23 protein-coding genes are annotated in these 24,394 nt (G+C 66.5%); 10 read left to right on the top strand and 13 right to left on the bottom strand.

All coding sequences use genetic code 11. The annotated features are described in order from the left end of the window. The first annotated feature begins 198 nt into the window (after positions 1 to 198). Both ACSQ24_RS21225 and ACSQ24_RS21220 read left to right on the top strand, forming a co-directional pair. Positions 199 to 879 (top strand): response regulator, encoded by a 681-nt coding sequence (locus tag ACSQ24_RS21225; RefSeq protein ID WP_436096596.1) that lies wholly within the window; start codon positions 199 to 201, stop codon positions 877 to 879. Between the two features lie 84 nt (positions 880 to 963). Next, complete coding sequence (locus ACSQ24_RS21220; protein WP_091833930.1) at positions 964 to 1,236, top strand: DUF6460 domain-containing protein; 273 nt, start codon at positions 964 to 966, stop codon at positions 1,234 to 1,236. Between the two features lie 415 nt (positions 1,237 to 1,651). Here the strand turns inward: ACSQ24_RS21220 and ACSQ24_RS21215 are convergent, their stop codons facing one another. Together ACSQ24_RS21215 and ACSQ24_RS21210 are read right to left on the bottom strand one after the other, a co-directional pair. Beyond that, positions 1,652 to 2,740 (bottom strand): quinone-dependent dihydroorotate dehydrogenase, encoded by a 1,089-nt coding sequence (locus ACSQ24_RS21215; RefSeq protein WP_436096595.1) that lies wholly within the window; start codon positions 2,738 to 2,740, stop codon positions 1,652 to 1,654. Further along, entirely contained in the window at positions 2,737 to 3,078 is a 342-nt protein-coding gene (locus ACSQ24_RS21210) for a DUF952 domain-containing protein (RefSeq protein WP_436096594.1), read from the bottom strand. The genes ACSQ24_RS21215 and ACSQ24_RS21210 overlap by 4 nt, the downstream gene beginning before the upstream one ends. Positions 3,079 to 3,326: 248 nt before the next feature. Here ACSQ24_RS21210 and ACSQ24_RS21205 point away from each other — a divergent pair, with 248 nt between their 5' ends. Continuing rightward, positions 3,327 to 3,953 (top strand): S24 family peptidase, encoded by a 627-nt coding sequence (locus tag ACSQ24_RS21205; protein ID WP_436096593.1) that lies wholly within the window; start codon positions 3,327 to 3,329, stop codon positions 3,951 to 3,953. A 57-nt stretch (positions 3,954 to 4,010) separates the two neighbouring features. Here the strand turns inward: ACSQ24_RS21205 and ACSQ24_RS21200 are convergent, their stop codons facing one another. From ACSQ24_RS21200 to ACSQ24_RS21185, 4 genes are all read right to left on the bottom strand, one after another. Next, entirely contained in the window at positions 4,011 to 5,465 is a 1,455-nt protein-coding gene (locus ACSQ24_RS21200; RefSeq protein ID WP_436096592.1) for a sensor histidine kinase, read from the bottom strand. Between the two features lie 11 nt (positions 5,466 to 5,476). Further along, on the bottom strand, positions 5,477 to 6,922 hold the full coding sequence (locus ACSQ24_RS21195; RefSeq protein ID WP_436096591.1) for a dihydrolipoyl dehydrogenase family protein: 1,446 nt from the start codon (positions 6,920 to 6,922) through the stop codon (positions 5,477 to 5,479). A 187-nt stretch (positions 6,923 to 7,109) separates the two neighbouring features. Continuing rightward, entirely contained in the window at positions 7,110 to 9,458 is a 2,349-nt protein-coding gene (locus ACSQ24_RS21190; protein ID WP_436096590.1) for a putative bifunctional diguanylate cyclase/phosphodiesterase, read from the bottom strand. A 170-nt stretch (positions 9,459 to 9,628) separates the two neighbouring features. Then, on the bottom strand, positions 9,629 to 10,597 hold the full coding sequence (locus ACSQ24_RS21185; protein ID WP_436096589.1) for an enoyl-CoA hydratase-related protein: 969 nt from the start codon (positions 10,595 to 10,597) through the stop codon (positions 9,629 to 9,631). 735 nt (positions 10,598 to 11,332) lie between these two features. On the opposite strand from ACSQ24_RS21185, the gene murA reads away from it, so the two are divergent. From murA to ACSQ24_RS21160, 5 genes are read left to right on the top strand one after another with little or no spacing between them, the layout of a single operon-like run. Then, positions 11,333 to 12,622 (top strand): UDP-N-acetylglucosamine 1-carboxyvinyltransferase, encoded by a 1,290-nt coding sequence (gene murA, locus ACSQ24_RS21180; protein ID WP_436096588.1) that lies wholly within the window; start codon positions 11,333 to 11,335, stop codon positions 12,620 to 12,622. A gap of 31 nt (positions 12,623 to 12,653) precedes the next feature. Further along, positions 12,654 to 13,097: a DUF2948 family protein gene (locus ACSQ24_RS21175; RefSeq protein WP_436096587.1), complete on the top strand. Its 444-nt coding sequence runs from the start codon at positions 12,654 to 12,656 to the stop codon at positions 13,095 to 13,097. A gap of 23 nt (positions 13,098 to 13,120) precedes the next feature. After that, positions 13,121 to 14,413 (top strand): histidinol dehydrogenase, encoded by a 1,293-nt coding sequence (hisD, locus tag ACSQ24_RS21170; RefSeq protein ID WP_436096586.1) that lies wholly within the window; start codon positions 13,121 to 13,123, stop codon positions 14,411 to 14,413. A 48-nt stretch (positions 14,414 to 14,461) separates the two neighbouring features. After that, on the top strand, positions 14,462 to 14,935 hold the full coding sequence (locus ACSQ24_RS21165) for a UPF0262 family protein (RefSeq protein ID WP_436096585.1): 474 nt from the start codon (positions 14,462 to 14,464) through the stop codon (positions 14,933 to 14,935). 46 nt (positions 14,936 to 14,981) lie between these two features. Beyond that, positions 14,982 to 15,386, top strand: a complete 405-nt coding sequence (locus tag ACSQ24_RS21160) for a low molecular weight phosphatase family protein (protein WP_436097940.1) — start codon at positions 14,982 to 14,984, stop codon at positions 15,384 to 15,386. A gap of 4 nt (positions 15,387 to 15,390) precedes the next feature. Here the strand turns inward: ACSQ24_RS21160 and ACSQ24_RS21155 are convergent, their stop codons facing one another. Together ACSQ24_RS21155 and ACSQ24_RS21150 are read right to left on the bottom strand one after the other, a co-directional pair. Then, on the bottom strand, positions 15,391 to 17,079 hold the full coding sequence (locus tag ACSQ24_RS21155) for a pilus assembly protein TadG-related protein (RefSeq protein WP_436096584.1): 1,689 nt from the start codon (positions 17,077 to 17,079) through the stop codon (positions 15,391 to 15,393). Positions 17,080 to 17,115: 36 nt separating this feature from the next. Continuing rightward, complete coding sequence (locus ACSQ24_RS21150; protein ID WP_436096583.1) at positions 17,116 to 17,544, bottom strand: TadE/TadG family type IV pilus assembly protein; 429 nt, start codon at positions 17,542 to 17,544, stop codon at positions 17,116 to 17,118. 195 nt (positions 17,545 to 17,739) lie between these two features. On the opposite strand from ACSQ24_RS21150, the gene ACSQ24_RS21145 reads away from it, so the two are divergent. Both ACSQ24_RS21145 and ACSQ24_RS21140 read left to right on the top strand, forming a co-directional pair. Continuing rightward, positions 17,740 to 18,114, top strand: coding sequence for a hypothetical protein (locus tag ACSQ24_RS21145; RefSeq protein ID WP_436096582.1), 375 nt, complete (start codon positions 17,740 to 17,742; stop codon positions 18,112 to 18,114). Further along, positions 18,111 to 19,568, top strand: coding sequence for a methyl-accepting chemotaxis protein (locus tag ACSQ24_RS21140; RefSeq protein WP_436096581.1), 1,458 nt, complete (start codon positions 18,111 to 18,113; stop codon positions 19,566 to 19,568). The genes ACSQ24_RS21145 and ACSQ24_RS21140 overlap by 4 nt, the downstream gene beginning before the upstream one ends. 1 nt (position 19,569) lies before the next feature. On the opposite strand, the gene ACSQ24_RS21135 is transcribed toward ACSQ24_RS21140, so the two are convergent. From ACSQ24_RS21135 to ACSQ24_RS21115, 5 genes are read right to left on the bottom strand one after another with little or no spacing between them, the layout of a single operon-like run. After that, on the bottom strand, positions 19,570 to 20,787 hold the full coding sequence (locus ACSQ24_RS21135; protein WP_436096580.1) for a phosphopentomutase: 1,218 nt from the start codon (positions 20,785 to 20,787) through the stop codon (positions 19,570 to 19,572). Positions 20,788 to 20,789: 2 nt separating this feature from the next. After that, complete coding sequence (locus ACSQ24_RS21130; RefSeq protein ID WP_436096579.1) at positions 20,790 to 22,421, bottom strand: ABC transporter ATP-binding protein; 1,632 nt, start codon at positions 22,419 to 22,421, stop codon at positions 20,790 to 20,792. Further along, on the bottom strand, positions 22,418 to 22,939 hold the full coding sequence (locus ACSQ24_RS21125) for a type II toxin-antitoxin system VapC family toxin (RefSeq protein WP_436096578.1): 522 nt from the start codon (positions 22,937 to 22,939) through the stop codon (positions 22,418 to 22,420). The genes ACSQ24_RS21130 and ACSQ24_RS21125 overlap by 4 nt, the downstream gene beginning before the upstream one ends. 5 nt (positions 22,940 to 22,944) lie before the next feature. Continuing rightward, the gene (locus ACSQ24_RS21120; RefSeq protein WP_436096577.1) at positions 22,945 to 23,181 is read right to left on the bottom strand and encodes a hypothetical protein; all 237 of its coding nucleotides are present in this window, start codon (positions 23,179 to 23,181) and stop codon (positions 22,945 to 22,947) included. A gap of 34 nt (positions 23,182 to 23,215) precedes the next feature. Then, positions 23,216 to 24,394: an ABC transporter permease gene (locus tag ACSQ24_RS21115; RefSeq protein WP_436096576.1), complete on the bottom strand. Its 1,179-nt coding sequence runs from the start codon at positions 24,392 to 24,394 to the stop codon at positions 23,216 to 23,218.

Here is a 24,394-nt window from a genome sequence, read left to right as displayed (position 1 = left end):
AGTGGGTCGACGAAAGAATGTGTACTAAAGACGTAATTTCCCACCGAAAGGCCAAGTCGCGACTGCGTTGCGGCCGCACTCGATCTGCGCGACATCGCGATGATCGGGCATCGTCCCCGCCGAAACCGGCGGTGGCGCTTGAGATCGCGACCGCGCAGGGCCAGACTGCGCGGCGATGGATGGGAGGAAATGCCAGCAATGAGTCGTCAGCCGTCGACCCGGATCGTGATCGCGGACGATCATCCGCTGTTTCGCGGCGCACTGCGTCAGGCGGTGTCGCATGCGCTGGCCGGTTCGGAGGTCAGCGAGGTCGGTTCGCTCGAGGCGCTCGGCCAGGCGCTCGCCGAGGCCTCGGACACCGATCTCATCCTGCTCGATCTCTCCATGCCCGGCGTGCAGGGCTTTTCCGGCCTGCTCTTCCTGCGCGCCGCCCATCCCGAGATTCCGGTGATCGTCGTCTCGGCCAATGACGATCCGGCCGTGATCCGCCGCTGCATCGAGTTCGGCGCGCTCGGCTTCCTGCCCAAGACCGCCGAGGTCGGGCAGATGGGCGAGGCGATCCAGGCCGTGCTCGACGGCGGCGTCTGGACCCCGCCCGGCGTCGATCTCTCCGCCCCGGTCGACCACGAGACGGCTGACATGGTCCGCCGCCTCGCCACGTTGACGCCGCAGCAGGTGCGCGTCCTGATGATGCTGTCGGAGGGGCTGCTCAACAAGCAGATCGCCTATGAGCTCGGCGTTTCCGAGGCGACGGTCAAGGCGCATGTCTCGGCGATCCTGACCAAGCTCAATGTCGACAGCCGCACACAGGCTGTGATCGCCGCCGCCAAGATCGCCGGTGCCGGCTGGGCCGTGCAGGGCGCCTCGGCGACGAACTGAGTGCGTAGCGGTTGACGGCGGCGTTCAGCGCAGGTTCAACCGCGAGCGGGTTTTGTCTCGCTGTCTATCCGTAAGGGGATTTCCATGGCCAATGGCGGTGGCACCGAGCGTTTTCTGGGCGGTTCTGTCCTCAGCGTCCTCGTGCGCCTGTTCTTCATCTCGCTCCTGGTCGGCGCCGCGATGGCCTTTCTTGGCCTGTCGCCACGCGGTCTCTTCGACTCGGCGCTGCGCTTCGTCCGCTCGATCACCGATATGGGTTTCGACGCGGTCCGCGAGGTCGGCGGCTGGGCGCTTGCCGGCGCACTGGTCGTCGTGCCGCTCTGGCTGATCAGTCGCCTGTTCGCCTCGAAGCGATAGGGGCAGAGGCGAAGGACAAAGCTTTCGACCCATAGCGGAAGCCGTCAGACGCAGTTGATTGCGCTCTCATTCGCCGTCCTTTGGGCGATGCACTTGCTCATCCTCGAATGCCTCTCTGAGACGCCGCAGGATGGGCCAAAGCAACACCGCACCTAAGATAGCCATGAACAAGTAGGGCCAAGAGCTGCCAAAGGTCGCCTTTCCAAGAGGATAGACAATCCATCCCACTAGCGGGAAAATAACGAACCACAGCAAAAAGAAGGTCCCGCACCCAAAGTCGAGGCGGTTGTCCGGCGGTGGTGGATGCGTGTGGTCGGCCACGATTGTCCGGTCAATGAGGCGTGGATGATTGCATCTTACTACCTTCGCGACAACTTCCGCTTCCGACCCATATCGGCCAGCCGAATTTGCGGTTTCAGAGCGCCTCTCCGCGCGCGATCGCCTTGGCATCGCGCCCGACCAGCACGTCGAGCCGCGGCAGTCCGGCTTTGCGCATCTGCATATCGAGCCCGCGCTTGACCTCGCCAACCAGCCCCGGCCCCTTGAACACCATCGCCGAATAGAACTGCACCAGGCTCGCCCCGGCCCGGACCTTCGCGAAGGCGGTCTCGGCGGAATCGATGCCGCCGACGCCGATCAGCGGGAACTGGCGTTCGACCCGCAGGAAGGTCTCGGCGAGGATGCGCGTCGAGGCCGAAAAGAGCGGCTTGCCCGAAAGTCCGCCGGTCTCGGCCTTGTTTGTGCTGCGCAGGCTGTCCGGCCGCGCGATCGTCGTGTTCGAGACGATCATCCCGTCGACCTTGCGGCGGCGCGCGACCGCGACCATGCCGTCGAGCTCGGCCACGGAGAGGTCGGGCGCGATCTTGATCAGCACTGGCGTCGGCTTGCCGCCGGCAGCGACTTCGTCGCGGGCGGCGAGCGTGCGCGCGATCAGGTCGTCGAGCGCGTCCTCGGCCTGCAGGTCGCGCAGGCCCGGCGTGTTCGGCGAGGAGACGTTGACAGTCAAGAAATCGGCGAGCGGCGCGAGCCTGCGCGCCAGCGTCGCATAATCGGCGCTGCGGTCAGACGAATCCTTGTTGGCGCCGAGGTTGACGCCGACGATGCCGCCCTTCTTCCGCCGCGCCTGAAGCCTTGCCGCGACCGCCTCCATGCCCTCGCTGTTGAGGCCGTAGCGGTTGATCACCGCCTCATCCTCCGGCAGGCGGAAGACGCGCGGGCGCGGATTACCGGGCTGCGGCAGCGGCGTCACGCCACCGACTTCGACGAAGCCGAAGCCGAGCCCGAGCGCGCCATCGACCGCTTCGGCATTCTTGTCGAAGCCGGCGGCGAGGCCGACCGGGTTGGCAAAGCGCAGGCCGAAAGCCTCGACCGCGAGCGACGGCGGATCGGCCGCCGGCCGCAGCGGCGGTGCGGCCGCCAGCGCCGCGATCGTCAGCCGGTGGGCCTGCTCGGCGTCGAGCTTGTGGATCAGGGGCCGCGCCAGGCCGAACAACGCTCCGATCACGCGACATCCTCCGGAAAGACATGGCCGCCTTCACCGCGGGGCAACGGCGCGATCCAGCGCGCCTGCTTCGGATCGAGTGGGGCATAAAGATGCGGGAACATTGCCCCGCCGCGTGATGGCTCGTAGCGCAGGGCCTCGCCAAGCGTCGCGTCATCGATGGCGATCAGCAGCAAGCCATCCACGCCAGCGAAGTGCCTGGCCGCGGTCTCGCGGACTTGCGCCCCGGTCGAGAAGTGAATGAAGCCGTCGGCGAGGTCGACAGGCGCTCCCTTGAAGAGGCCTGCAGTCTCGGCCTCGCGCCAGAGCGCCTCGGGACAGATCTTGTAGATGAGCGGCATGGTGCCGGGCATATCGCTTGCGGGCCGTCGACAAAAGCGGAAACCGTGCCGCATCGAGGTGCTTCGGGGATTTCTTCGCCTGGATGCCGGCTCGCCTTTGCCGGAGCGCCACTCGCGGTCAAAAAAACCGCCATCTGTAGCGCTTGACGCAGAGAAGCAGATTGAATTCTTATCGAATAGGGGATATTTCCTATATCTATCCCCGCCTAGCGCCGAGTCGGCACCATCAGGAAAGAGGCCTCTCCGCGATGCTGTCCCATGACCAGATCTGGAGCGCGATCGATACGCTCGCCCAGCGCTATGGCCTCTCCCCGTCCGGCCTGGCCCGCAAGGCCGGGCTCGACGCCACCACCTTCAACCGCTCGAAGCGCATCGGCACCGACGGACGCGAGCGCTGGCCCTCGACCGAATCGATCGCCAAGATTCTCGCCGCCACCGGCGCCTCCTTCGACGAGTTCATGAACGTGATCAGGCGCGGCGCGCCGCCGGCGCGTACGATTCCGCTGATCGGCTTCGCCCAGGCGGGTTCCGGCGGCTTCTTCGACGATGGCGGCTTCCCACTCGGCTCGGGCTGGGACGAGGTCGCCTTTCCGGGTCTGCAGGACGAGAAAGCCTATGCGCTCGAGATCGCCGGCGATTCGATGCTGCCGCTCTATCGCGACGGCGACACCATCATCGTCTCGCCCAGTGCCGCCATCCGCCGCGGCGACCGGGTCGTGGTCAAGACCGTCGAGGGTGAGGTGCTGGCCAAGCAGCTCAGGCGCCAGACGGCGAAGACGGTCGAGCTCGCCTCGCTCAACCCCGAGCATTCCGACCGCGTGCTGGCGCTCGCCGAAATCGCCTTCATGGCGCGGGTGATCTGGGCGAGCCAGTAGAGCATCGGCCCGAAAAGTGGGAACCGGTTTTCGGGCAAAGCCGGTACTTAGGAGGTCTCAGGCCAATACGCGCTGCGCCGGCAGAGATACCGTGAAGATTGCGCCGGTCTCGGATGGTTCGAGCGCGATCATGCCGCCATGCAGCCGCACCAGTTCGGCGGCGATGGCTAGGCCAAGCCCGGTGCCACCGGGATTGACCGAGCCACGGAAGGCCTGGAACAGGTTGTCGCGGGCCCGCGGCGGCACGCCCGGCCCGTTGTCGGCGATGCGGAGGATGATCTCCTCATGACGCCGGCCGGCGCTGATCCTGAGCGCCGGTGTCCGCTCGCCAGCCTCCGCGACGCTGTCGAGCGCCTGGATCGCGTTGCGCATCAGATTGGAGAGCACTCGCGCCATCTGATCGGGATCGCAGGGCGCGATCACCTCGGCCGGTACGTCGTTGGCGAAGTCGATCGTGCCGTTCTCGCCGAGGCCGAGCAGTTCGGCCTGTTCGGCGACGAGCTGGCGCAACGCCACATCGCGCAGCGCCGGGTTCGCCTCGGTGGCCCGGCCATAGGCGAGCGTCGCCTGGCAGAAGTCGATGGCGCGCCCGAGGGTCGCGATCAGCCGTGGCGCGAAACGCCTGATCTTCGGATCGCGCGTCTCGGTCAGCCGGTCCGACATCAATTGCGCCGCGGCCAGCATGTTGCGCAGGTCGTGGTTGATCTTGCTGACGGCGAGCCCGAGCTCGGCGAGGTGCTTCTTGGCGCGAAGATCGTCTGCGAGCGTAGCCTGCATGCGCGCCAGCGCCCGCTGCGCTTCGCCGATCTCGTCGGCGCGCAGCGTCGGCTCGATGATCCGGCGCGGATTCTCCGGGTCGTGCTCGAATTCCATCACATTGGCGGCGAGATGCCGGATCGGCTGCACGATCAGCCAATTGAGCGAGAGATAGACCAGCCCCGCCGTCAGGATCGAGATGACCAGCGTGACCAGCGTCAGGTTGACCGAGAACTTCAGCATGGCCCGCCGCAGCGGCCGTTCGTCGATGACCATCTCGACGAAGTCGGCGGCGCCGACCGCCTGCCCGACCACCCGGATCGGCATCTCGTGCGACGGGCTGACCAGTGTCGCCACCGATTCCAGGATCGACTGCATCCAGCTCTGGTCGCGCAGATCGACGGTCTTGGCGACCTCATGGGGCATCGAGTCGAGGCTGAGCAGGCGCCGCGCGCCACCGACACGCGCGGCGATGGCGGAGGCGCCGACACCGGCGAGCAGCCGCTCCTCGCTACCTTCGGGCATGCCTTCAGCCGGAGCACCCTCAAGCACGAGCACGGCGATCTGTGCTGCCGCCAGCCGGTCGTTCAGCCAGTTGCGCCTGAAATTTGCGACCGAGGGCAGATAGATCAGCACCTCGGCCAGCATGACGAACAGGATGGTCAGGACGAGCAGCTTGGCCGACAGGCCGAGCTGCGTCGGCCCGCGCGGAACGCTGATCGACAGGGCATTGGGATCGAACCGTCTTGGCGACATCAAGAGCCAATCTATCCGAAACGGCGCAGAAAGCCGATCAGTCGGCGAATGCTCGGTTTTGCCGCGAGCGGCGCCTGGAAGGAGAGTGCCACCCGCTGCGATACCTCGGACAGGCTTTGGGACGGAACGGTGAGTCCGGCCATCTCCCTGACATTCATCCGCTTCTGCACCGCCAAGGCCCATGGCGCGATCAGCTCGGCGGCCTCTGCCCCAGCGATGACGACGCCGAGGATGGTGCCTTTGCGGTCGGTCACCAGCTTGATCAGCCCCTCCGTCTGCCGTTGGGCCTGGGCGAGCCCGCTCTCGGCATAAGGCCAGCGCAGCACCCGGACCGCGCCCTGCGCGCGCGCCTGGGCCTCGCTCAAGCCGACGCTCGCCAGTTCCGGCCGGCCATGAACCGTGCGCGGCACCTGTTCCGGTCTGAAGCGCACCGGCTGACGGAACAGGGCATTGCGAAGTACGAGCCCGGCCTGATGCTGGGCGGCGTGGCTGGAGGTCGTCCCGGCGGCCGCGCCGCCGGCGCAGGCGCCGATGGCGTAAATGCGGCGATTGGCGGCGCGCAGCGAGGCGTCGACGATGACGCCTGTATCGTCGGCGCGAACGCCCGCAAGGTCGAGTTCTAGCCCGGCAACGTTCGGCTTGCGCCCGCTCGCGACCAGGAGGTGCGTGCCATCGATGCTGATGCCGCCGTCGAGCACGAGGCGTGGCCGTTGCCGGTGGCTCTCGGCACGCAGGATCGGCCGGCCTTCATGCAAGGTGACGCCGTCCCCGAGCAAAGCGCGCCTGAGCACGCCAACCGCTTCCGGATCCTCGTCGGGCAGCAGGCCCTCCCGCGCGATCAGGGCGACCTCGCTTCCGAATGTGCGCATCGCCTGCGTCAGCTCGACCGCCGCTGCCGTCCCGCCGAGCACGATCAGCCGGTCCGGCCGCTTCGCCAAATCGAAGATGCTGTCCTCGGTCAGATAGGGCAGGTCGGCGAGACCCGGGATCGAAAGTGGTGCTGGCAGCGAGCCGGTCGCGACGACGAAGCGCCGCGCTCTGATCACCATCTCGCCGACGGCGATCTGATGGCGATTCTGGAAGCGCGCCTCGCCCTTGAGCACGATGACGCCCAGGGCGGTGAGGCGCTCATCCGAGTCGTTCGTGGCTGATCTGGCTGCAACGTGGTCGAGATGAGCCCGGACACGGGCATAGTCGATCTGGGCCGCATCCACCGCAAGGCCAAAGGACGCGGCGCCTGCAACGGCCCGCGCCTGGCCGGCCGCGGCGCGTAACGCCTGGCCGCGAGCGCCCTCGTTTGGAGGAAGCTCGCTCCCGTCATGCCGAATGAGGACAGTTCGAACGCCGAACAGCGCGGCGGCTGTCGCGACCGCAAGCCCGCCCGGGCCATGGCCGATGACGCAGATATCAGGCGTCAGCGGCTCCTTGCTGGCGGCTGGGCTGGCAGTTTGGCTCACGCCACGTCTCCGGCTCTCATCAAAGGGTTAGAGCAGGATCAATGCGAAAAACCGGTTCCCGCTTCTTCGCATCCTGCTCTAGCCTGCTCGTGCAGATGCGTTGCCGCATCGGCGGAATCAAGCGCGCCGTTGCAATACCAGCGTGGAAGCGGCCAATTTGGGCAGGACGATGGTTGGACGCCTGGCTTCAGGCGATCTTGCGGGGCTCGTCCTTGCCGAACTCCGACACCGGTTGCGGCCGGCCGAACAGGTAGCCTTGCGCCCGCTGGGCGCCGAGCAACTGCACCGCCATGCGCTGCGCTTCCGTCTCGATGCCTTCGACGACCACGTTCATCGATAGGCGCCTGGCGAGCTGGCACACCGCCTCGATGACCGCCTTCGAGGCCTCGTCACTGTTGACGTCACGGCTGAAGCTCTGGTCGATCTTCACCTGCGAGAACGGATAGGTCGAGAGATAGGCGAGGGAGGAATAGCCCGTCCCGAAATCGTCGAGCGCGAACTTCACCCCGATCCCGCGCAATTCGTTGATGACCTCGAGCGTCGTCTTGTTGTCCTCGATCAGCAGCGATTCCGTCACCTCGAGCGTCAGGCGACCAGGCGCGAGATGGGCAAGCAGCAGCGCATTCTTGACGGTCTCGACGATGCGGCGGGGCTCGCGGAACTGCAGCGGCGAGATATTGACGGAAACACCGACGGGATCGGGCCATTTCGCCGCATCGCGGCAGGCCTGGCGGATCGCCCAGTCGCCCATGCCGGCGATCAGGCCGGATTGTTCGGCGATCGGGATGAAGATGCCAGGCGGCACCATGCCGCGCGTCGGGTGCCGCCAGCGCATCAGCGCCTCGCGCGTCACGATCTCCTGCGTGCGCAGGTCGATGATCGGCTGGTAGTACAGCTCGAGCGCGCCCTCGGCGCTGGCCTGGCGCAGATCGACTTCGATCTCGTGGCGCTCGAGCATCTCTTCGGCCATGGCCGGGTCGAAGAAGGTTGCGGTGTTGCGGCCGGCTGCCTTCGCCTTGTAGAGCGCCGTATCGGCATGGCGCAGCAGGTCGGCAGGCGTTGCGCCGTCGGCCGGCGCGAGCGCGATGCCGATGCTGGCGGTGACATAGACGGTCTTGGTCTCGAGCTCGAAGGCGCGGTCCATCGTCTCGATCATGCGTTGCGCGATCATCCGGACCGTCGCGACATCGGTTGCCGGCAGGATCAGCACGAATTCATCGCCGCCGAAGCGCGCCAGCAGGTCGTTGTGGCGGATCGTGCTCTTCAGGCGCTCGGCGGTCTGGATCAGGACGCGGTCGCCGATATCATGGCCGAGGTTGTCGTTGACCTGCTTGAAGCCGTCGAGATCGATATAGAGCAGCGCGAAGGTCTCGCCTGTCCGCTCGTGCCGACGGAAGGCGTCGGCCAGGTGGGTGTTGAACTCGAAGCGATTGGCGAGCCCGGTCAACTCGTCGAAGCGCGCCATCTGCTCGATCCGCGCCTCGGTAGCCTTCCGCTCCGTCGCATCCTCGGTCAGCATCAGCACGCCGCCTTCGGCCGCGGGGGCGATGGTGACGATGAGCATCCGGCCATTGCGCGACTGCAGTTCGTAGATGGCCGCCTGCTGCGTCGTCCGGACGCCGTCGAGCGCCGCCTTGATGTCGCGCACCTGCTCGGGTGTCATCACCTGCCGCTCGACCAGGAAACGGGCGATCGCGCTGATCGGCGTGCCCGGTAGCGCCAGCGTCTCGGGAACCCCGTAGAGAGCGGCATGCGGCGCGTTCGAGACCGCAAGATCAAGCTTGCGGTCGAACATTGCCAGGCCATGGATCATCGTGTTGAGAGCGGCGTCGAGCGTCAGGTTCTGCGAGCGCAAGGCGGTCGCCAGCGCCTTGGATTGCTTGGTCGCGTCGCTCAGCGCCAGCAGATTGCGGTGCAGCGAGTTGGTGATCGCGATATTTGCGCCGACATAGAGAAAGGCGAAATAGCCGATATACTGGTAGTAAGGGTTTTGCGCCTGGATCAGGCCGATCGCCATCGGGACGCAGAAGGTCAGGAGCTGGACGGCGACGAATTTCGGCCGTCCGGCATTGCGCGCGACATAGCCAGAGGCGAGCGCGATCGTCGAGGATACCGAGGTGATGTGAGCGGCGGGATCGTCGGTCCAGGCCAGCGCCGCATAGCAGCTGAAGCCCAGGACCGCACTGAACACGGTCGCGCCGAGGAAATACTCCCGGTCCCAGCGCCTGGTCTGCGCCAGCGTATCCTCGGCGTGGTCGAGCCGGCGATAGCGGACCACCGTGATGATCCGCATGACGACGACTAGCGCGACGCAAAGCGTCAGCGCCATGAACCGCTCGGCCCCGGTCGCGATCCAGCACAGGAATGGCGTCAGAATCCCCGCAATGCCGCCGGGAATGATCGAGCCCGGCGAGGAGAAGAGCGAGGAGACGAGCAGGCGATAATCGACAAGATCGACCGCGCTCCGGCCGTCATGGTCGGCCGGCTGCTCCGCGATCGCCCTGTCTGCGCCGGCGTTGCGCAACCGGTTCGGCACTCCCGCCATCCGCTCCTGCCTTTTGACGGTCTCCGGAGAGGCGGCTGAACAACCTATCCTATGCCGCACCTAACGGCTTTAAGAGGGAAAGGTAAAAGTTTCATGAGAGTTACGCGGTGGAGTCGCATAATCGCCGCGGCCGCCGGCCGCGCCGATTTTTCGCGGGCAGCTCAGGCTGCGCCTGCGCCGGCGCCCGCGAACCGCTCTTCCGGGGCTCGCTGATAGACGCGTGAAAGCATGCGGTCCTGCGTCTGGGCGATGCGCTGCAGCTTCGAGATCGCGCTCGGGTGCAGGCGCAGCATGCAATCGGTCCAGAGCTGGCCGAGATATTCGAGCTCCTCGCGCAGATTGCCGGCGCGGCGGTTGAACGCCGAGAACAGCGCCGTCCTGGCGGCGTGGATCGGCAGCGAGTCGGCGGCATATTTGCGGAGCCAGTCCTCGCCCGTACCTGCCGGCACCACTGCTTCCAGCCCGCCCGCGGCCATGAACTCTGCGGCGCTCATCTCCTCGCCTGACTGCAGCATGTGCTCGGCTGCACGCTGCCCCATCCGGCGCGACAGGAGCCCGACGGCCGTGATCGGGAAATGGTTGAACTTGATCTCCGGGTAAACGAACGAAGCCTGCTCCTCGGCGATCATGACGTTGCATGAGCGCGGTGCGTCGATGCCGCCGCCGATCGCCTTGGCGTGGATCGTCGACAGGGTGACGACCATGCCGTTGAGGCCGCTGGCGTTGCGCAGCGCGTCCTCGACCGAGAGGCGGGCATACTCCGCCAGAGCGGGACGGTCGTTCTTGGCGAGGCAGTCGAGATAGAAATCGAGATCGCCGCCGAGGGTGAAGAACGGCCCCGTGCCGCGGAAGGCGAGGAAACGCACCGGGGCGTTGTGGTACTGCTCCGACGCACCCCAGAGATCGATGATGGCCTGCTGCACTTTGCCCAGGCTCTCGAGCAGTTGCAGCGTGAAGACCGGCTTCAGCTCCGGCTTGATGGTGACCCAGAGCAGGCGCAGCTCCGGCTCATAGGCGAGCTGGACCTCCGGCAGGAAGCCGGCGTGGTGGCGGATCGCCTCGATCACGTCTCCGTCGATGAGCTCGGTTGCGGCCTGGCCGCCAGCCGTGGGTGCATAGCTCTGAAACATCGTCTTGTCTCCGCCTCGCATCGCACCCCTCGACGCCGCCGAGGGTAGACAAAGTTAATAATCTGTAAACGCAAACTGCCGGAAATGGTTAATTTCCTTAAGTTTTATCGATTACGTCTCAAGTCGGCTCACCAGCGAGAACCGCGCCCTTTGGTTGTTTCGCTAGCCCCGCATCATTTTCCTCGATGCACGCAATGGGCGTGCCACCGTACCATCATTCGGTCAGGGTTGCCGAGATAAGGAAAATTTTACCAATCGACGCAACGCTTTGTGATGTGCGCCGACGTGCCGGCGAAGGGGCCGGGAGCGGTGTGACTTTGTCCGCGGAAAGCAGTGGCGGGTGGGTGCTCGGAACAGGGCTGTCCCATCTGGAGACCACCGGCGTCGCAGTTGTGCCGCAATCGGTCGTGCATGAAGACGCAGCTATTCGCCTGCGTCTTGTCCGGACCGGGCCGAGCGGCTAACCATGAACCAACACCTGCCGCCATATGACTGCAGGCCTTCCAACGAGCTGACGCCTTGAGCCGCCAGACCGAAGCCGATGATGAAAGAAGGGCGCGCCTCGCTGCCGCCCTCCGCGAGAATCTGAAGCGCCGCAAGGCGCAGGCCCGGGCTCGGCGCACCTCGGACACGCCGGCCGAGGACCAGATACCGCCCGCCCAGGCCGAACCTCCCCGGTCCTGATCCCCCTTTTCCGGCCGGCGTCTCTGCCGGCCGTCCTGCAGGACGAGCCCGATGGACCGTATCCGCATCACCGGCGGCCAGCGCCTCAATGGCGTGATCCCGATTTCCGGTGCGAAGAACGCGGCTCTGCCGCTGATGATCGCGAGTCTCCTCACCGACGAGACGCTGACGCTGACCAATGTCCCGCGGCTCTCCGACGTCAGCGCGCTCTCGCGCATCCTGTCCAATCACGGCGTCGATCGGTCGGTTGCAGGCAAGCGCATCGGCCAGAGCGCCGAGACCGGTCAGACCGTCGCTTTGACGGCGCGCCAGATCGTCGACACCTGTGCGCCCTATGACCTGGTCTCGACCATGCGGGCGAGCTTCTGGGTGATCGCGCCGATTCTCGCCCGCATGGGCGAGGCCAAGGTGTCGCTGCCCGGCGGCTGCGCCATCGGCACCCGCCCGGTCGATCTCCTGCTGATGGCGCTGGAGCGTCTCGGCGCGACGATCACCATCGAAGGCGGCTATGCGCTGGCCCGCGCGCCGAAAGGCCTCAAGGGTGCCGAGATCGTCTTCCCGAAGGTGACGGTCGGCGGCACCCATACCGCGTTGATGGCCGCCGTGCTGGCCGACGGCACCACCGTCATCGAGAACGCGGCGCGTGAGCCGGAAGTGGTCGACCTCGCCGCCTGCCTCGACAAGATGGGTGCGAAGATCGAGGGAGCGGGGACGTCACGGATCACGATCCAGGGCGTCTCGCGTCTCGGTGGAGCGCACCATGCCGTCCTGCCGGACCGGATCGAGACCGGCACCTATGCGATGGCGGTGGCGATGACGGGCGGCGACGTCCTGCTCGAAGGGGCGCGCGCCGATCTGCTGCAGGCGGGGCTCGATGTTCTCAGCCAGGCCGGCGTCGACATCTCGGAGACCAATGAAGGCATTCGTGTCCGCCGCAATGGCGCGGCGCTCGAGCCGGTCGATGTCACCACCGATCCGTTCCCGGGCTTTCCGACCGATCTCCAGGCCCAGCTGATGGCGCTGATGACCATGGCCAAGGGCACCTCGCGCATCCGCGAGACGATCTTCGAGAACCGCTTCATGCACGTCCAGGAACTCGCCCGGCTCGGCGCGAAGATCCGGCTCGACGGCGATGCCGCCTATGTCGACGGTGTCGAGAAGCTCACCGGCGCGCCGGTGATGGCGACCGATCTGCGCGCCTCGGTCTCGCTCGTCATTGGCGGCCTCGTCGCCGAGGGCGAGACCATGATCAACCGCGTCTATCATCTCGATCGTGGTTTCGAGGCGCTGGAGACCAAGCTCGGCCGCTGCGGCGCCCAGATCGAGCGCATCAGCGGTTGACGCAGGGCCACGCCCCCGCCAGATAAGGCGCATGTCCGATCCCGTCGCCGAGCCGCTGAAACTGATTGCGCTGGATGCCGAAGATCTGTCGGTGATCTCGGCGCATCTGCAGGATGCGGTGCTGAAGCGCGGGGATATCGCCTATCTGTCGGCCGAGAAGCGTTTCGCCCTGGCGTTGCGTCGCTTCGACTGGGAAGGCGCGACCCAGGGCCAGAAGCGCCGCCGGCTCTCTGCCCTGCATTTCGAGCGCGTGACGGCTGCGCGCAGCACGAAGATCGCGGCGGCCGAGGGCGCCGTGCTCAGCCTGCTCGCCGTCACCTTCACCGAGAGCGATGGGCCGGCCGGGCAAGTCACCCTGCATTTCTCCGAAGGCGCCGCCATCCAGCTCGATGTCGAGTGCATCGAGGCACAGATGAAGGATCTCGGCCCGATCTGGGAAGCCGTCGCGACACCGGCCCATCCGGACGCCGGCTGAGTTTCTTTCGGTCAGGATATCCGATGCCGATCAGGCTTGACGCACGCGATGCCGGTTTCGAGCGCGAGTTCACCGCTCTGCTCGCGATGAAGCGCGAGGTTTCCGAGGATGTCGACCAGGTCGCAGCCGCGATCATCGCCGATGTCCGCGCCCGCGGCGATGCGGCCTTGATCGAATACACCGATCGCTTCGACAAGCTCTCGCTGACGCCGCAGACCCTGCGCGTCACCGACAGCGAGGTCGAGGCGGCGGTGGCCGCCTGCTCGCGTGAGCAACTCGATGCGCTTGAGACGGCTCGCTCCCGGATCGAGACCTATCACCTGCGCCAGAAGCCGGCCGATTCCTGGTTGCGCGATGCGCTTGGCGTCGAGAGCGGCTGGCGCTGGAGCGCGATCGAGGCCGTCGGCCTCTACGTCCCGGGCGGTACGGCGAGCTATCCCTCGTCCGTCCTGATGAACGCGGTTCCGGCCAAGGTCGCCGGCGTCGAGCGCCTCGTCATGGTCGCGCCGACGCCGCGCGGTGATGGCAATCCGCTCGTGCTTGCGGCAGCGAAGCTCGCCGGCATCGACGAGATCTATCGTATCGGTGGTGCGCAGGCGATCGCCGCTCTGGCCTATGGTACCGCGACGATCGCACCCGTCGCCAAGATCGTCGGTCCCGGAAACGCCTATGTCGCCGCCGCCAAGCGCCGGGTCTTCGGCACGGTCGGCATCGACATGATCGCCGGCCCGTCCGAGGTGCTGGTCCTGGCCGATGCCAGCGCCAATCCCGATTGGATCGCCGCCGACCTCCTCGCCCAGGCCGAGCACGATACGGCCGCCCAATCGATCCTGATCACCGACGATGTCACGCTTGCCGATGCGGTCGAGCGCGCGGTCGAAGGCCAGCTCAAGACCTTGCCGCGCGCCGAGATCGCCGCTGCGAGCTGGCGTGAGTTCGGTGCGGTCGTTCTTGTCGAGGCGCTCGACATGGCGATCCCGCTGGTCAACCGGCTGGCGCCTGAGCATCTCGAGATCATTGCCGCCGAACCGGAGCGCCTGGCGGGAGGGATCCGCAATGCCGGCGCGATCTTCCTCGGCGGACATACGCCCGAGGCGATCGGCGACTATGTCGGCGGTTCGAACCATGTCCTGCCGACGGCCCGGTCGGCGCGCTTCTCCTCGGGGCTGGGTGTGCCCGATTTCATGAAGCGCACCTCGCTGTTGAAATGCGACCCTGCAGCGTTGCGGGCGCTCGCCGGCGCCGCGACCGAGCTCGCCGAAGCCGAGGGCTTGCAGGCCCACGCGCGTTCCGTGACGATCCGACTCAACGGCTGACATCGGGCGCAGCGATTCTGCGCTCGCGACCGGCTGCGCGGAGAAGACATGTCGGAACGCAACCATCTGGTCGCCGTCACGCTCGACGAAGCCTCGCTCGGGCGCGGCGCCGCCGACCAGGAGCATGAGCGGGCCGTCGCGATCTACGACCTGATCGAGCGCAACCACTTCGCCGTGCCGGATTTCGATGGCGGGCCCTATGCCGTCCATCTCGCCTTGGTCGAGCGACGCCTTGCCTTCGAGATCAAGAGCGCTGATGGCGCCCCTGTCGTCACGCACCATCTTTCGCTGACGCCGTTCAGGCGCATCATCAAGGACTATGAGCTGGTCTGCGACAGCTACTATGCCGCCATCCGCACGGCGACGCCGGCGCAGATCGAGGCGATCGACATGGGGCGTCGCGGCCTGCACGACGAGGCAGCTCGCCTGCTGGTCGAACGGCTGACCAACAAGGTCGAGATCGACAACGAGACCGCCCGCCGCCTCTTCACCTTGATCTACGCACTGCACTGGAAGGGCTGAGCGCTTGGAGCCGCCCGCCTCGCGCAAGCTCCAGAGCGTACTGTTCATGTGCGCCTACAACGCGGTGCGTTCGCCCATGGCCGAAGCCATGGCCAAGCACTTCTTTGGCAAGTCGGTCTACGTCCAGTCAGCCGGGGCCCGCAAAGGCGAGGTCGATCCCTTCGCACTCGAGGTCCTCGACGAGATCGGCATCGATGCCCGCAAACACAAGCCGAAATCGCTCGAGGAGCTGGAAGAATGGGAGGGTCTCAACTTCGATCTGATCGTCACGCTCTCGCCCGAGGCGCATCACAAGGCGCTCGATCTGACCCGCACCGTCGCGTCCGATGTCGAATACTGGCCGACACCGGATGCTACCATCGTGCAAGGCTCGCGCGAGCAGGTCCTCGAAGCCTATCGCGCCGTCCGCGACGGCCTGATGCAGCGGATCAAGACCCGGCTGCGGTCCTGAAGCTCTACAGGATCAGGACCGCCCCGCCGCAGCGCACGCCGCTGACCCAGCTGTCAGCCTGACCGAGCCCGATCCCGAGCGTATTGAGCAGGCTCGTCAGCACCTGGTCGAGCGGCGCCGCAGCGCCGGCGATGACGCCGGAGACGGCGCCCTCGAGCCCGGGTATGGGAAGTCCGAGCACTCCCCCCAGCAGGTCGACGCGCAGCTCAAGGTCGCCAACCAAGCGCGACAGCAGACTCGCGACGAAGTTCTGCGTCGAGGTCGTCTTCTTTTCTACGCGCTGGATCTCGGCATAGCTGAAGCTGACCGGGGTCTCGCTGGTATTGCTGATCGTGACATGCGCCCGGCCCGTCACCTTTGCGAGGCCGAGCAAATTGAGCAGCGTCGCAGCCGGAGGGTTCGGGCGCGTGCTGAAATTGCTGAATTCGGCATTGGAGACTTCTCCGATCCAGGCATCGACCACGGCCGGCGTCACGCCTAGCGTCACCCGCGCGCCAGTGATGTCGCCGGCGCCGCAGGAGATCGCGGTCAGGCGGGCCGTGGCGGAGGCGAGTTCCAGATAGAGCGGCAGCTTGACCAGCGAGGCCTGGCCGCTACCGACGAGGGTGAGGGTGAGCAGCAGGCGCGTCTGGGCGGTGTGGACCGTAGCCCCGTTGCGGCCTACGCGCACCAGGCTGCTGCCGACCGGTCGCTCGCCAATGCCGAGCTTCAGCGACACCGAGGCGAGGCCGGGCACGTTGACCGCCAGGCCAAGATCGAGCTGGCGGGCGCCATTGGCGACCTGCGCCGTGGCCGAGACGAGGTCGAGCGCCGAGAGCGATGCCTTGATTGGCACCTCCTCGCTCAGCTGACGGCTGCCATAGGTGCCGAACGAGACGAGGCTCTGCAGGTTGATGCGCTGGCTCGAGCCGGCGAGCGCGGTCGCGAGACGCCCTAGCGCCGCGATCGCATCGCTGCCCGCGCCCTGATCGCGGGCCGCGTCCTGCGCCGCCAGAATGACGTCCCCGATGCGAACCTGGGCGCGGATGACCTCGTCGAAGGTCAATGCGGAGATCGAGGCGCGCGTCGCCAATTGCCGCGCGAAACCGAACAGGTCGATCCGGGCCCGCGCCAACCCCTCATAGTCCATGACCGACAGGGACAGGCTCGTCCCGAGCAGGCCGCCGAGCAGGCCGTTGAGGGCGCCGCCTTCGACCCGGGCCAGCCGAGAGCCGATGGCGAAGGCGGCCTGCATGTCCTGTGCGGCGGTCGCCCGCGTCAGGATCGTCACGTCGCCGGCTTCGTTGCCGAGGCCGCTCGCTCCGATCACACGGCCAAGGATCATCGGGGTGGTCGCACGCATCTCGATCCGGGCAGCGTTCGCGATGGCCGCTGAGCCCGGTTGGAAGCGCAGCTCGGGCGCGAGCGTCGCGTCCGCCGTATAGGTGCCCAGCTGCACCCTTTCGACTGCAACTGCGGTATAACCGTTGCGTCCGGCGCTTGATCGTGCGGCGGCGTCCGCCCTGCCGAGGTCCGCTGCGGCGGCGAGCGCGGCGAGGTCCGTCGCGGTCTGCTGCCGGCGCTTTTGGTAGAAGAAGCTCCCGACATCGACGGCCATCGTGCCGAAGCCGAACAGAACCATGGAGCTGCCGGCGAAAACGATCGATGAGAGGCCGCGGCGGTCCGCAAACAGCCTCCGTAAGAGATTGATCATGACGGCCTCCCTTACCGTTTCCGTTGAGGGACGGGTTTAGTAGCCACCGCGCTGCACGACGGCTCGGCGTTCCACCGTCGGTGTCGGCAGCGCAACTATGGAATTGAGGCGGTTGAAGATGCTGTCCGAGTAGTCGTAGGCAATCGCGACCTCGAAGCTCGGCGAGGGCGCGCCGGTCACGGTCGTCCGCACGGTCAGCTTGCTTGCTTCGAGGAAGGCGTATGAGCTGATGCTGCGGGTGACGAAGCCGCGTGCTAGCCGCTCGCGCTCGGCATCGTCGAGCCCGGCGACTGAGGCGCGGGCCGCTTCCGCTGCGAGTTGCTGCACGCCATGATACACGCCAAACGCGTGTCCGTAGCCGATGATGCCGAAAAGGAGCAGCAGCAGAAGTGGCGCGATGAAGGCGAATTCCACGGCGGTGGCGGCGGAGCAATCAATCCGTAGGCGGCGGATGAACGAGCGCATGGCATGTTCACTCCACGGGAGGTTACAACCATAGAGTGTACTCTTGCCTTCTTTATAATCAGTAAAAGCTATATTCTAAGGCGGGGGGTAATCATTGACGCCAAGTTGCCTGATTAATCGAAATTTAAGGGGCAGGGCCCAGGAGCTTCACTGAGGGCAACGTTACGTTAGCCAAGCCGAGAATCGATCTGACGAATGAGCACCGTCGCGATACCGACCAATGTCCGCTCTCGGCAGCTAAGGCGGTGGCGCGATATCGGGCTGATCGCAGGCTTGGCGCTCTGCTCCGGCCTCGTAACCCTCGCCAGCTTGCCCGGTCCTGTCGCCGGCCCAGCCGCGCCGCTGGCAGTGATCTTTCCGCCCTGGGTCTCCGGTGAGGAGGCCGTGGCGCGCAGTCTCGCGACCGGCGCCAGGCTCCTGCGGCAAGGTGCAGTGCCCTTTGTCGTCGTCCTTGCGCCAGAAGCTGGGATGGTGCCGGCGGCGAGACCTGTCGGCGCCATGCTGATGCTGCGTCTCGACGGGCTTGCCGGATGCATCATCTCATCAGAGGCCGAAGCGAGCCGCCTATGACCTTGACTTTGCCCGGCCTTCGCGACCTCGTCGCGCGCTGCCTCGTCGGCCTCGCCTTCCTCCACGTCCCGCTGCTCGCGATGGTGTCCCTGCTGCAGTCCGGTGACGGGCTGGTGCCGGGGCTGAGCGCCTTGTTGCTCGCGCTCGCGGCGCTGCTGGCCTATCGCGCTGTCGGTGCGACGTTGCTGGCGCAATGCGCGATCGCCGTCGCCTTGATCGGCCAGGTCTCGATTCTGGTCGCGGTCTTCTCCGGGCATCCCTGGCAGCCCGACATGCACATGTACTACTTCGCCGTGCTCGCGCTGCTCGCCGGCTTCTGCGACTGGCGGCCGATCATCCTGGGCGCTGCGCTTACGGCGGCGCACCATCTGGTGCTGCAATTCGTCCTGCCCGCCGCTGTCTTCTATCAAGGTGGCAATCTACTGCGGGTGCTGCTGCATGCCGTCATCGTGGTCGTCGAAACCGCCTTCCTCGCGGTGATCGCAGTGATGACGGCGCGCATCTTCGCACAGACCGAGGCCAATCTGCACCGAGCCGAAGAAGTCGCCGAGCGCGAGCGACTGACGGGCGAACGCGAGCGGGCGCTCGCCGACGAGGCCGAGGCACGCGCCGAGCGCTTGCGTGCCATGGTCGAGCATTTCCGCGACGAGATGGACGGCGCGATGGCCGTCCTCGACAAGGCGTCCGAAGTGATGCAGGTCGATGCCCGTGGCCTCACCGGCGCCTCCGACCGGGCGCGCCAGCAGATCACGCTGGTCTCGCGCAGCTCGACCGAGGTGACGACCAGCATCGAGCAGACGGCGGCAGCCAGCCAGGAGCTTGCCAGCTCGATCGCCGAGATCGGCCGCAACGTCACGCAATCGGCCGGCAGCTCGCAATCGGCCGCCAGGCTAGCGCGGGCTGCCAGCACCGAGATCGAGGCGTTGGCACGCACCGGGGAAAGCGTCGGCGCCGTGGCGGAGATCATTCGCGGTATCGCGGCACAGACCAGCATGCTGGCGCTGAACGCGACCATCGAGGCGGCGCGTGCCGGCGCGATGGGCAAAGGCTTTGCCGTCGTCGCCAGCGAGGTCAAGACGCTCTCGGCGCAGACGGCGACAGCGACCGAGGAGGTGGCGCGTTCGATCGAAGCGATCCAGACCGCCTCGCAACGTTCGCTCAGGTCGATCCGCGAGATGGTCGCGGCGATCGGCGAGGTCGAGACCGTCTCGGTCGCGATCGCCTATGCGGTCGGCGAGCAGGATCGCGCCACCGCCGAGATCGCGCGCGAGGTTCAGGTTTCCTCCGATGGCGCCAGCCGCAGCGCCCAGACCTTGCAGAGCTTCGAGGCGGTGACCGAGCGGACCTATGCTGCCGCAGGCAGCTTGCAGAGCTCGTCGGCCGATCTCGCGACGCAGGCGCAGCGCATCCGCCGCGAGGTGGCCGAGTTCTGCGAGCGCGTCGCCGCGGCCTGATCTACCAGATCTGGCCGGGCCCGACGGCGCCGATCTTCAGCCAGTCTCCGAGCGTCGCCGCGATGTCGGCGAAGCTCTCGCGACGCCCGATCGACCCAGCTGCCACGTCCGGGCCGAAGGCCAGGATCGGCACATGCTCACGCGTATGGTCGGATCCGGGCCAACTCGGGTCGTTGCCGTGATCCGCGGTGATGATGGCGAGGTCGCCGGGGCGGAGCAGCGTCTCGAGCCTCGGCAAGTCGCGATCGAAGGCTTCGAGCGCCGCCGCATAGCCCGGAATGTCGCGGCGATGGCCGTATTCGGTGTCGAAATCGACGAGGTTGACGAAGCAGAAGCCGCCATCCGGCAGCCGCGCGAACGCCTCCAGCGCCGCCGCCCACATGGCGGCGTTGCCGAACGGCTTGATCTCCTCAGCCGTGTTCCGGTGCGCGAAGATGTCGCCGATCTTGCCGACCGTCACGACCGTCCGGCCCTTGCTTGCGAGCCGGTCGAGGATGGTCTCGTCCGGTGGCGGGATGGCAAAGTCCTTGCGGTTGCCGGTGCGGGTGAAGCCTGTCTCGGTCGTGCCGACGAAGGGGCGAGCAATGACGCGGCCGATCCGCAACGGGTCGACCAGGACGCGGGCTTTCCGGCAGAGTGCGTAAAGCCGCTCCAGGCCGAAATGCTCCTCATGCGCCGCGATCTGCAGCACGGAGTCGACCGAGGTGTAGCAGATCGGCTTGCCGGTCGCGATGTGCTCCTCGGCGAACTCGTCGATCACGGCCGTTCCAGAGGCGTGCTTGTTGCCGAGGATGCCGGGCAGGGCGCCTTCGCGGATGATGGCGGCGACAAGGTCGGGCGGGAACGTGTTCTCCAGCGCGGTGAAGTAGCCCCATTTGAACGGCACCGGGCAGCCGGCGATCTCCCAATGGCCGGATGGGGTGTCCTTTCCCTGGCTGATCTCGACGCCGTAGCCGTATTGCCCTTGCGGCGCCATTGGCCGCATCACGCCGGCGAGCGGCTTACCCGTCGAGGCCTCGCAGGCATGGCTCAGGCCGAGCCGAGCGAGGTTGGGGATATCGAGCGGCCCGCTGCGCAGGCCGTCGCGGTCGCCGCGCCCCTCGGCACAGGCCTGCGCGATATGGCCGAGCGTATCGGCGCCCTCGTCGCCATAGGCGGCGGCATCTTCGGCACCGCCGCAGCCGACGGAATCGAGCACGATCAGGATGGCGCGCGCCATCGTCAGTCCCGCACCGCGGCGCTATCCACCGGCTCGAGATTGAGCGCGGCCGCCAGCAGCGCCTGCGTGTAGGCCTCGCGCGGACGCTGGAAGATCTCTTCCGCCGGCCCTTCCTCGACCACCTTGCCGTTCTGCATCACCGCCACCCGGTGCGACAGCGCCCTGACCACCTTGAGGTCGTGGCTGATGAAGAGGTAGCCGAGCTTGCGCCTGGCCTGCAGACCGCGCAGCAATTCGACGATCTGCGCCTGTACCGACATGTCGAGCGCCGATGTCGGCTCGTCGAGCACCACGAACTTCGGGTCGAGCGCCATGGCGCGGGCGATCGCGATGCGCTGGCGCTGGCCGCCCGAGAATTCATGCGGATAGCGGTCCATCGTCGAAGGATCGAGCCCGACATCGGCGAGCGCCTGCGCCACGATCTCGCGCTGGCGCTGATAGCTCAGCCCCTTCTGCTGGACGGTCAGCCCCTCCGCGACGATGTCGGCGACGGACATGCGCGGCGAGAGCGAGCCATAGGGGTCCTGGAAGACGACCTGCAGGTCCTTGCGCTTCGGCCGGACCGCCTTGCTCTTCAGCCCGTCGATGCGGTCGCCGAGGAAGACGATCGGCCCTTCCGAGGAGATCAGGCGCAGGATCGCCAGGCCGAGCGTGGTCTTGCCCGAGCCGGATTCACCGACGATGCCGAGCGTCTCTCCCTCGCGTACCGTGACCGAGATGCCGTCGACCGCCTTCACATGGCTGGTGGTGCGGCGCAGCAGCCCGGTCTTGATCGGGAACCAGACCTTGACCGGCCCGGCCTCCAGCAGGATCGGGGCGCCGTCGGGCACAGGCTCGGGCCGGCCCTTCGGCTCGGCCGCGAGGAGGCGCTGCGTATAGGCATGCTGTGGCTTATCGAAGATCTCGGCGACCGGCCCCTGCTCGACGATCTTGCCCTTCAGCATGACGCAGACCCGATCGGCGATGCGCCGGACGATGCCGAGGTCGTGGGTGATGAACAGGATCGCCATGCCGAGCCGACCCTGCAACTCCTTCAGCAGCGTCAGGATCTGCGCCTGCACGGTGACGTCGAGCGCCGTGGTCGGCTCGTCGGCGATCAGGAGGTCGGGCTCGTTGGCGAGCGCCATGGCGATCATCACGCGCTGGCGCTGCCCGCCGGAAAGCTGGTGCGGATAGGCGTCGAGCCGGCTCGCGGCGTCGCGGATGCCGACGAGCGCGAGCAGCTCGAGCGTCCGGGCGCGCGCCTTCTCGCCGCGCAGGCCCTTGTGCAGTTCGAGGATTTCGCCGATCTGCCGCGCAATCGGGTGCAGCGGGTTGAGCGAGGTCATCGGCTCCTGGAACACCATGGTGATGTCGTTGCCGCGGACCTTGCGCATCGCGTCCTCGTCGGCGGCGATCAGGTCCTGGCCGTTGAACAGCACCTTGCCGGACGGATGATACGCCGCCGGATAGTTCAGGAGCTTCAGGATCGACAGCGCCGAGACCGATTTGCCCGAGCCGGATTCGCCGACGATCGCCAGCGTCTCGCCCTTGGCGATCTCGAATGAAACCTTGTCGACAGCGAGCGTCTCCTGCCCGCCCTGACGGAAGGCGACGGAGAGGTCCTGGACGGAGAGGAGGGGAGAGGAACTCACGAAGTCAGCTCGTTTCTCAAGGCGTCCAATGCGTTGGCATTCAACGGGACGAAATTGAACTTCCGCGGAGAAATGGACCAAGCTGGATCGCGCTGGATACCGCGTATCAACTTCGCGTCGCCGGTTACGAAATGGGTGCAGTTGAACCGGAAAGCAGTAGCTGCGTGGATGGCGTCCGGAACCTTCAGAGACCGGACGCGCGCCCGCATGAGCGCTGCTTGCACAAGAATATCGCGATCGATGGCCTTTGTTTGAATAAGCAGACCATCGGGTACGAGGTTGCCCGTGTACCAATCGTGATGAAATCGGCTCTCCGGATTCTCATCCGTCCCGGCGCGGTCGATGAGGCCTCGAATTGGATCGACAAGAACTTCGGTGAGTGAAAGATCGCTGGTGATGAAAGGTGTCTCGGTACCGGCTCCCTCGGCGATCAGATCGATCAGGGCCTGGCCTTCTGCCGTCGGTTTTTCGATGGCGTCGATGATCGCGCAGGCGTCAAGATAAACCAGCCCAGCCACGATCGCTATCGGCTCCACTCGTCGCGGAGCTTTCGGACGCGCGCGACCGAGTCGTTGGCGCTGGGCTTCAGCTTTCGCCGATGTTCCAACAGCTCGGCGATCGCAGCTACGCGCGCTGCGCTTTTCGCATCGACTTCATCCGCCTCGATGACGACCTTAACCGTCTTTGCAAGCCCCAGCTCCGCCCGCAAATCCTCAGGCAGGTTCTCGACCGGATAGTGCTCGCGCACGATCTTGTTCATCGCCTCTCTCCTCGGGGCGATCATAGCACGGCCCTCATGCGAAGGTCTTGCGCGGGTCGAAGGCATCGCGGACCGCCTCGCCGATGAAGATCAGCAGCGACAGCATCAGCGCGATCACCACGAAGCCGGAGAGGCCGAGCCAGGGCGCCTGCAGGTTGGCCTTGCCCTGCGCCAGCAATTCGCCGAGCGAGGGCGAGCCGGGCGGCAGGCCGAAGCCGAGGAAGTCGAGCGAGGTCAGCGTGGTGATCGAGCCGTTGAGGATGAAGGGCAGGAAGGTCAGCGTCGCTACCATGGCGTTGGGGAGCAGGTGCTTGACCATGATCGCCCGATTGGAGAGGCCGAGTGCCCGCGCGGCGCGGACATATTCGAAATTCCGCGCCCGCAGGAACTCGGCGCGGACCACGCCGACGAGTGCGACCCAGGAAAACAGCAGCAGGATGCCGAGCAGCACGAAGAAGCTCGGCGTGATGATCGCGGCGACGATGATCAAGAGGTAGAGCGCCGGGATCGAGGTCCAGATCTCGATGACGCGCTGGAAGATCAGGTCGGTCCAGCCGCCGAAATAACCCTGGATCGCCCCGGCGGCGATGCCGATCACCGAGGAGATCGAGGCCAGGATCAGTCCGAACAGCACCGAGATGCGGAAACCGTAGATCAGCCGGGCGACGACATCGCGGCCCTGGTCGTCGGTGCCGAGCCAGTTCCATTCGAGCTCGCGGCAGGTCATGCCGCCGGTGCGCTCGGCGATCGGCCGGCATTGCTCGTCCTTGAGCAGCCAGGTCGGCGGGGCAGGGGCGGGCACGGGCAGGTCGAGATTATGGGTGCGGTAGGAATAGCGGATCAGCGGCCACAGCGCCCAGCCATTGGCCGCGATCTCCTTGGCGATGGTCGGGTCGCGATAGTCGGTGGTGGCGAGGAAGCCGCCGAACTTCTCCTCGGGATAGTTCACCGCGACCGGGAACAGCGTCTCGCCCTTGTAGCGGACGATCAGCGGCCGGTCGTTGGCGATGAACTCGGCGAAGAGCGAGAGCACGAACAACGTCAGGAAGATCCAGAACGACCACCAGCCGCGCTTGTTCGCCTTGAAGCTGTTGAGCCGGCGCCGGTTGATCGGCGAGAGCTTGAGCCAGCCCTCGTTCGCCTGCGCGGGGGCAATCGCGGGCTCGGCAGAGCGCAGCGCCGGCGGCGGTATGTCGAGAAGCGTGTCGCTCAC

Source organism: Allobosea sp. LjRoot237 (assembly GCF_964253285.1).
Lineage (GTDB): Bacteria > Pseudomonadota > Alphaproteobacteria > Rhizobiales > Beijerinckiaceae > Allobosea.
Note: the sequence above shows the minus strand (reverse complement) of the source record. Positions and strands in the feature narration are given on the sequence as shown.

Bases quoted from the DNA above. Each gene is read 5' to 3' on its own strand.
- ACSQ24_RS21155 (WP_436096584.1), bottom strand. From the start codon at position 17,079: ATGATCAATCTCTTACGGAGGCTGTTTGCGGACCGCCGCGGCCTCTCA.
- ACSQ24_RS21150 (WP_436096583.1), bottom strand. From the start codon at position 17,544: ATGCGCTCGTTCATCCGCCGCCTACGGATTGATTGCTCCGCCGCCACC.
- ACSQ24_RS21135 (WP_436096580.1), bottom strand. From the start codon at position 20,787: ATGGCGCGCGCCATCCTGATCGTGCTCGATTCCGTCGGCTGCGGCGGT.
- ACSQ24_RS21205 (WP_436096593.1), top strand. From the start codon at position 3,327: ATGCTGTCCCATGACCAGATCTGGAGCGCGATCGATACGCTCGCCCAG.
- ACSQ24_RS21145 (WP_436096582.1), top strand. From the start codon at position 17,740: ATGAGCACCGTCGCGATACCGACCAATGTCCGCTCTCGGCAGCTAAGG.
- murA (WP_436096588.1), top strand. From the start codon at position 11,333: ATGGACCGTATCCGCATCACCGGCGGCCAGCGCCTCAATGGCGTGATC.
- ACSQ24_RS21185 (WP_436096589.1), bottom strand. From the start codon at position 10,597: ATGTTTCAGAGCTATGCACCCACGGCTGGCGGCCAGGCCGCAACCGAG.
- ACSQ24_RS21120 (WP_436096577.1), bottom strand. From the start codon at position 23,181: ATGAACAAGATCGTGCGCGAGCACTATCCGGTCGAGAACCTGCCTGAG.
- ACSQ24_RS21165 (WP_436096585.1), top strand. From the start codon at position 14,462: ATGTCGGAACGCAACCATCTGGTCGCCGTCACGCTCGACGAAGCCTCG.
- ACSQ24_RS21220 (WP_091833930.1), top strand. From the start codon at position 964: ATGGCCAATGGCGGTGGCACCGAGCGTTTTCTGGGCGGTTCTGTCCTC.
- ACSQ24_RS21140 (WP_436096581.1), top strand. From the start codon at position 18,111: ATGACCTTGACTTTGCCCGGCCTTCGCGACCTCGTCGCGCGCTGCCTC.
- hisD (WP_436096586.1), top strand. From the start codon at position 13,121: ATGCCGATCAGGCTTGACGCACGCGATGCCGGTTTCGAGCGCGAGTTC.
- ACSQ24_RS21160 (WP_436097940.1), top strand. From the start codon at position 14,982: ATGTGCGCCTACAACGCGGTGCGTTCGCCCATGGCCGAAGCCATGGCC.
- ACSQ24_RS21175 (WP_436096587.1), top strand. From the start codon at position 12,654: ATGTCCGATCCCGTCGCCGAGCCGCTGAAACTGATTGCGCTGGATGCC.
- ACSQ24_RS21200 (WP_436096592.1), bottom strand. From the start codon at position 5,465: ATGTCGCCAAGACGGTTCGATCCCAATGCCCTGTCGATCAGCGTTCCG.
- ACSQ24_RS21225 (WP_436096596.1), top strand. From the start codon at position 199: ATGAGTCGTCAGCCGTCGACCCGGATCGTGATCGCGGACGATCATCCG.
- ACSQ24_RS21210 (WP_436096594.1), bottom strand. From the start codon at position 3,078: ATGCCGCTCATCTACAAGATCTGTCCCGAGGCGCTCTGGCGCGAGGCC.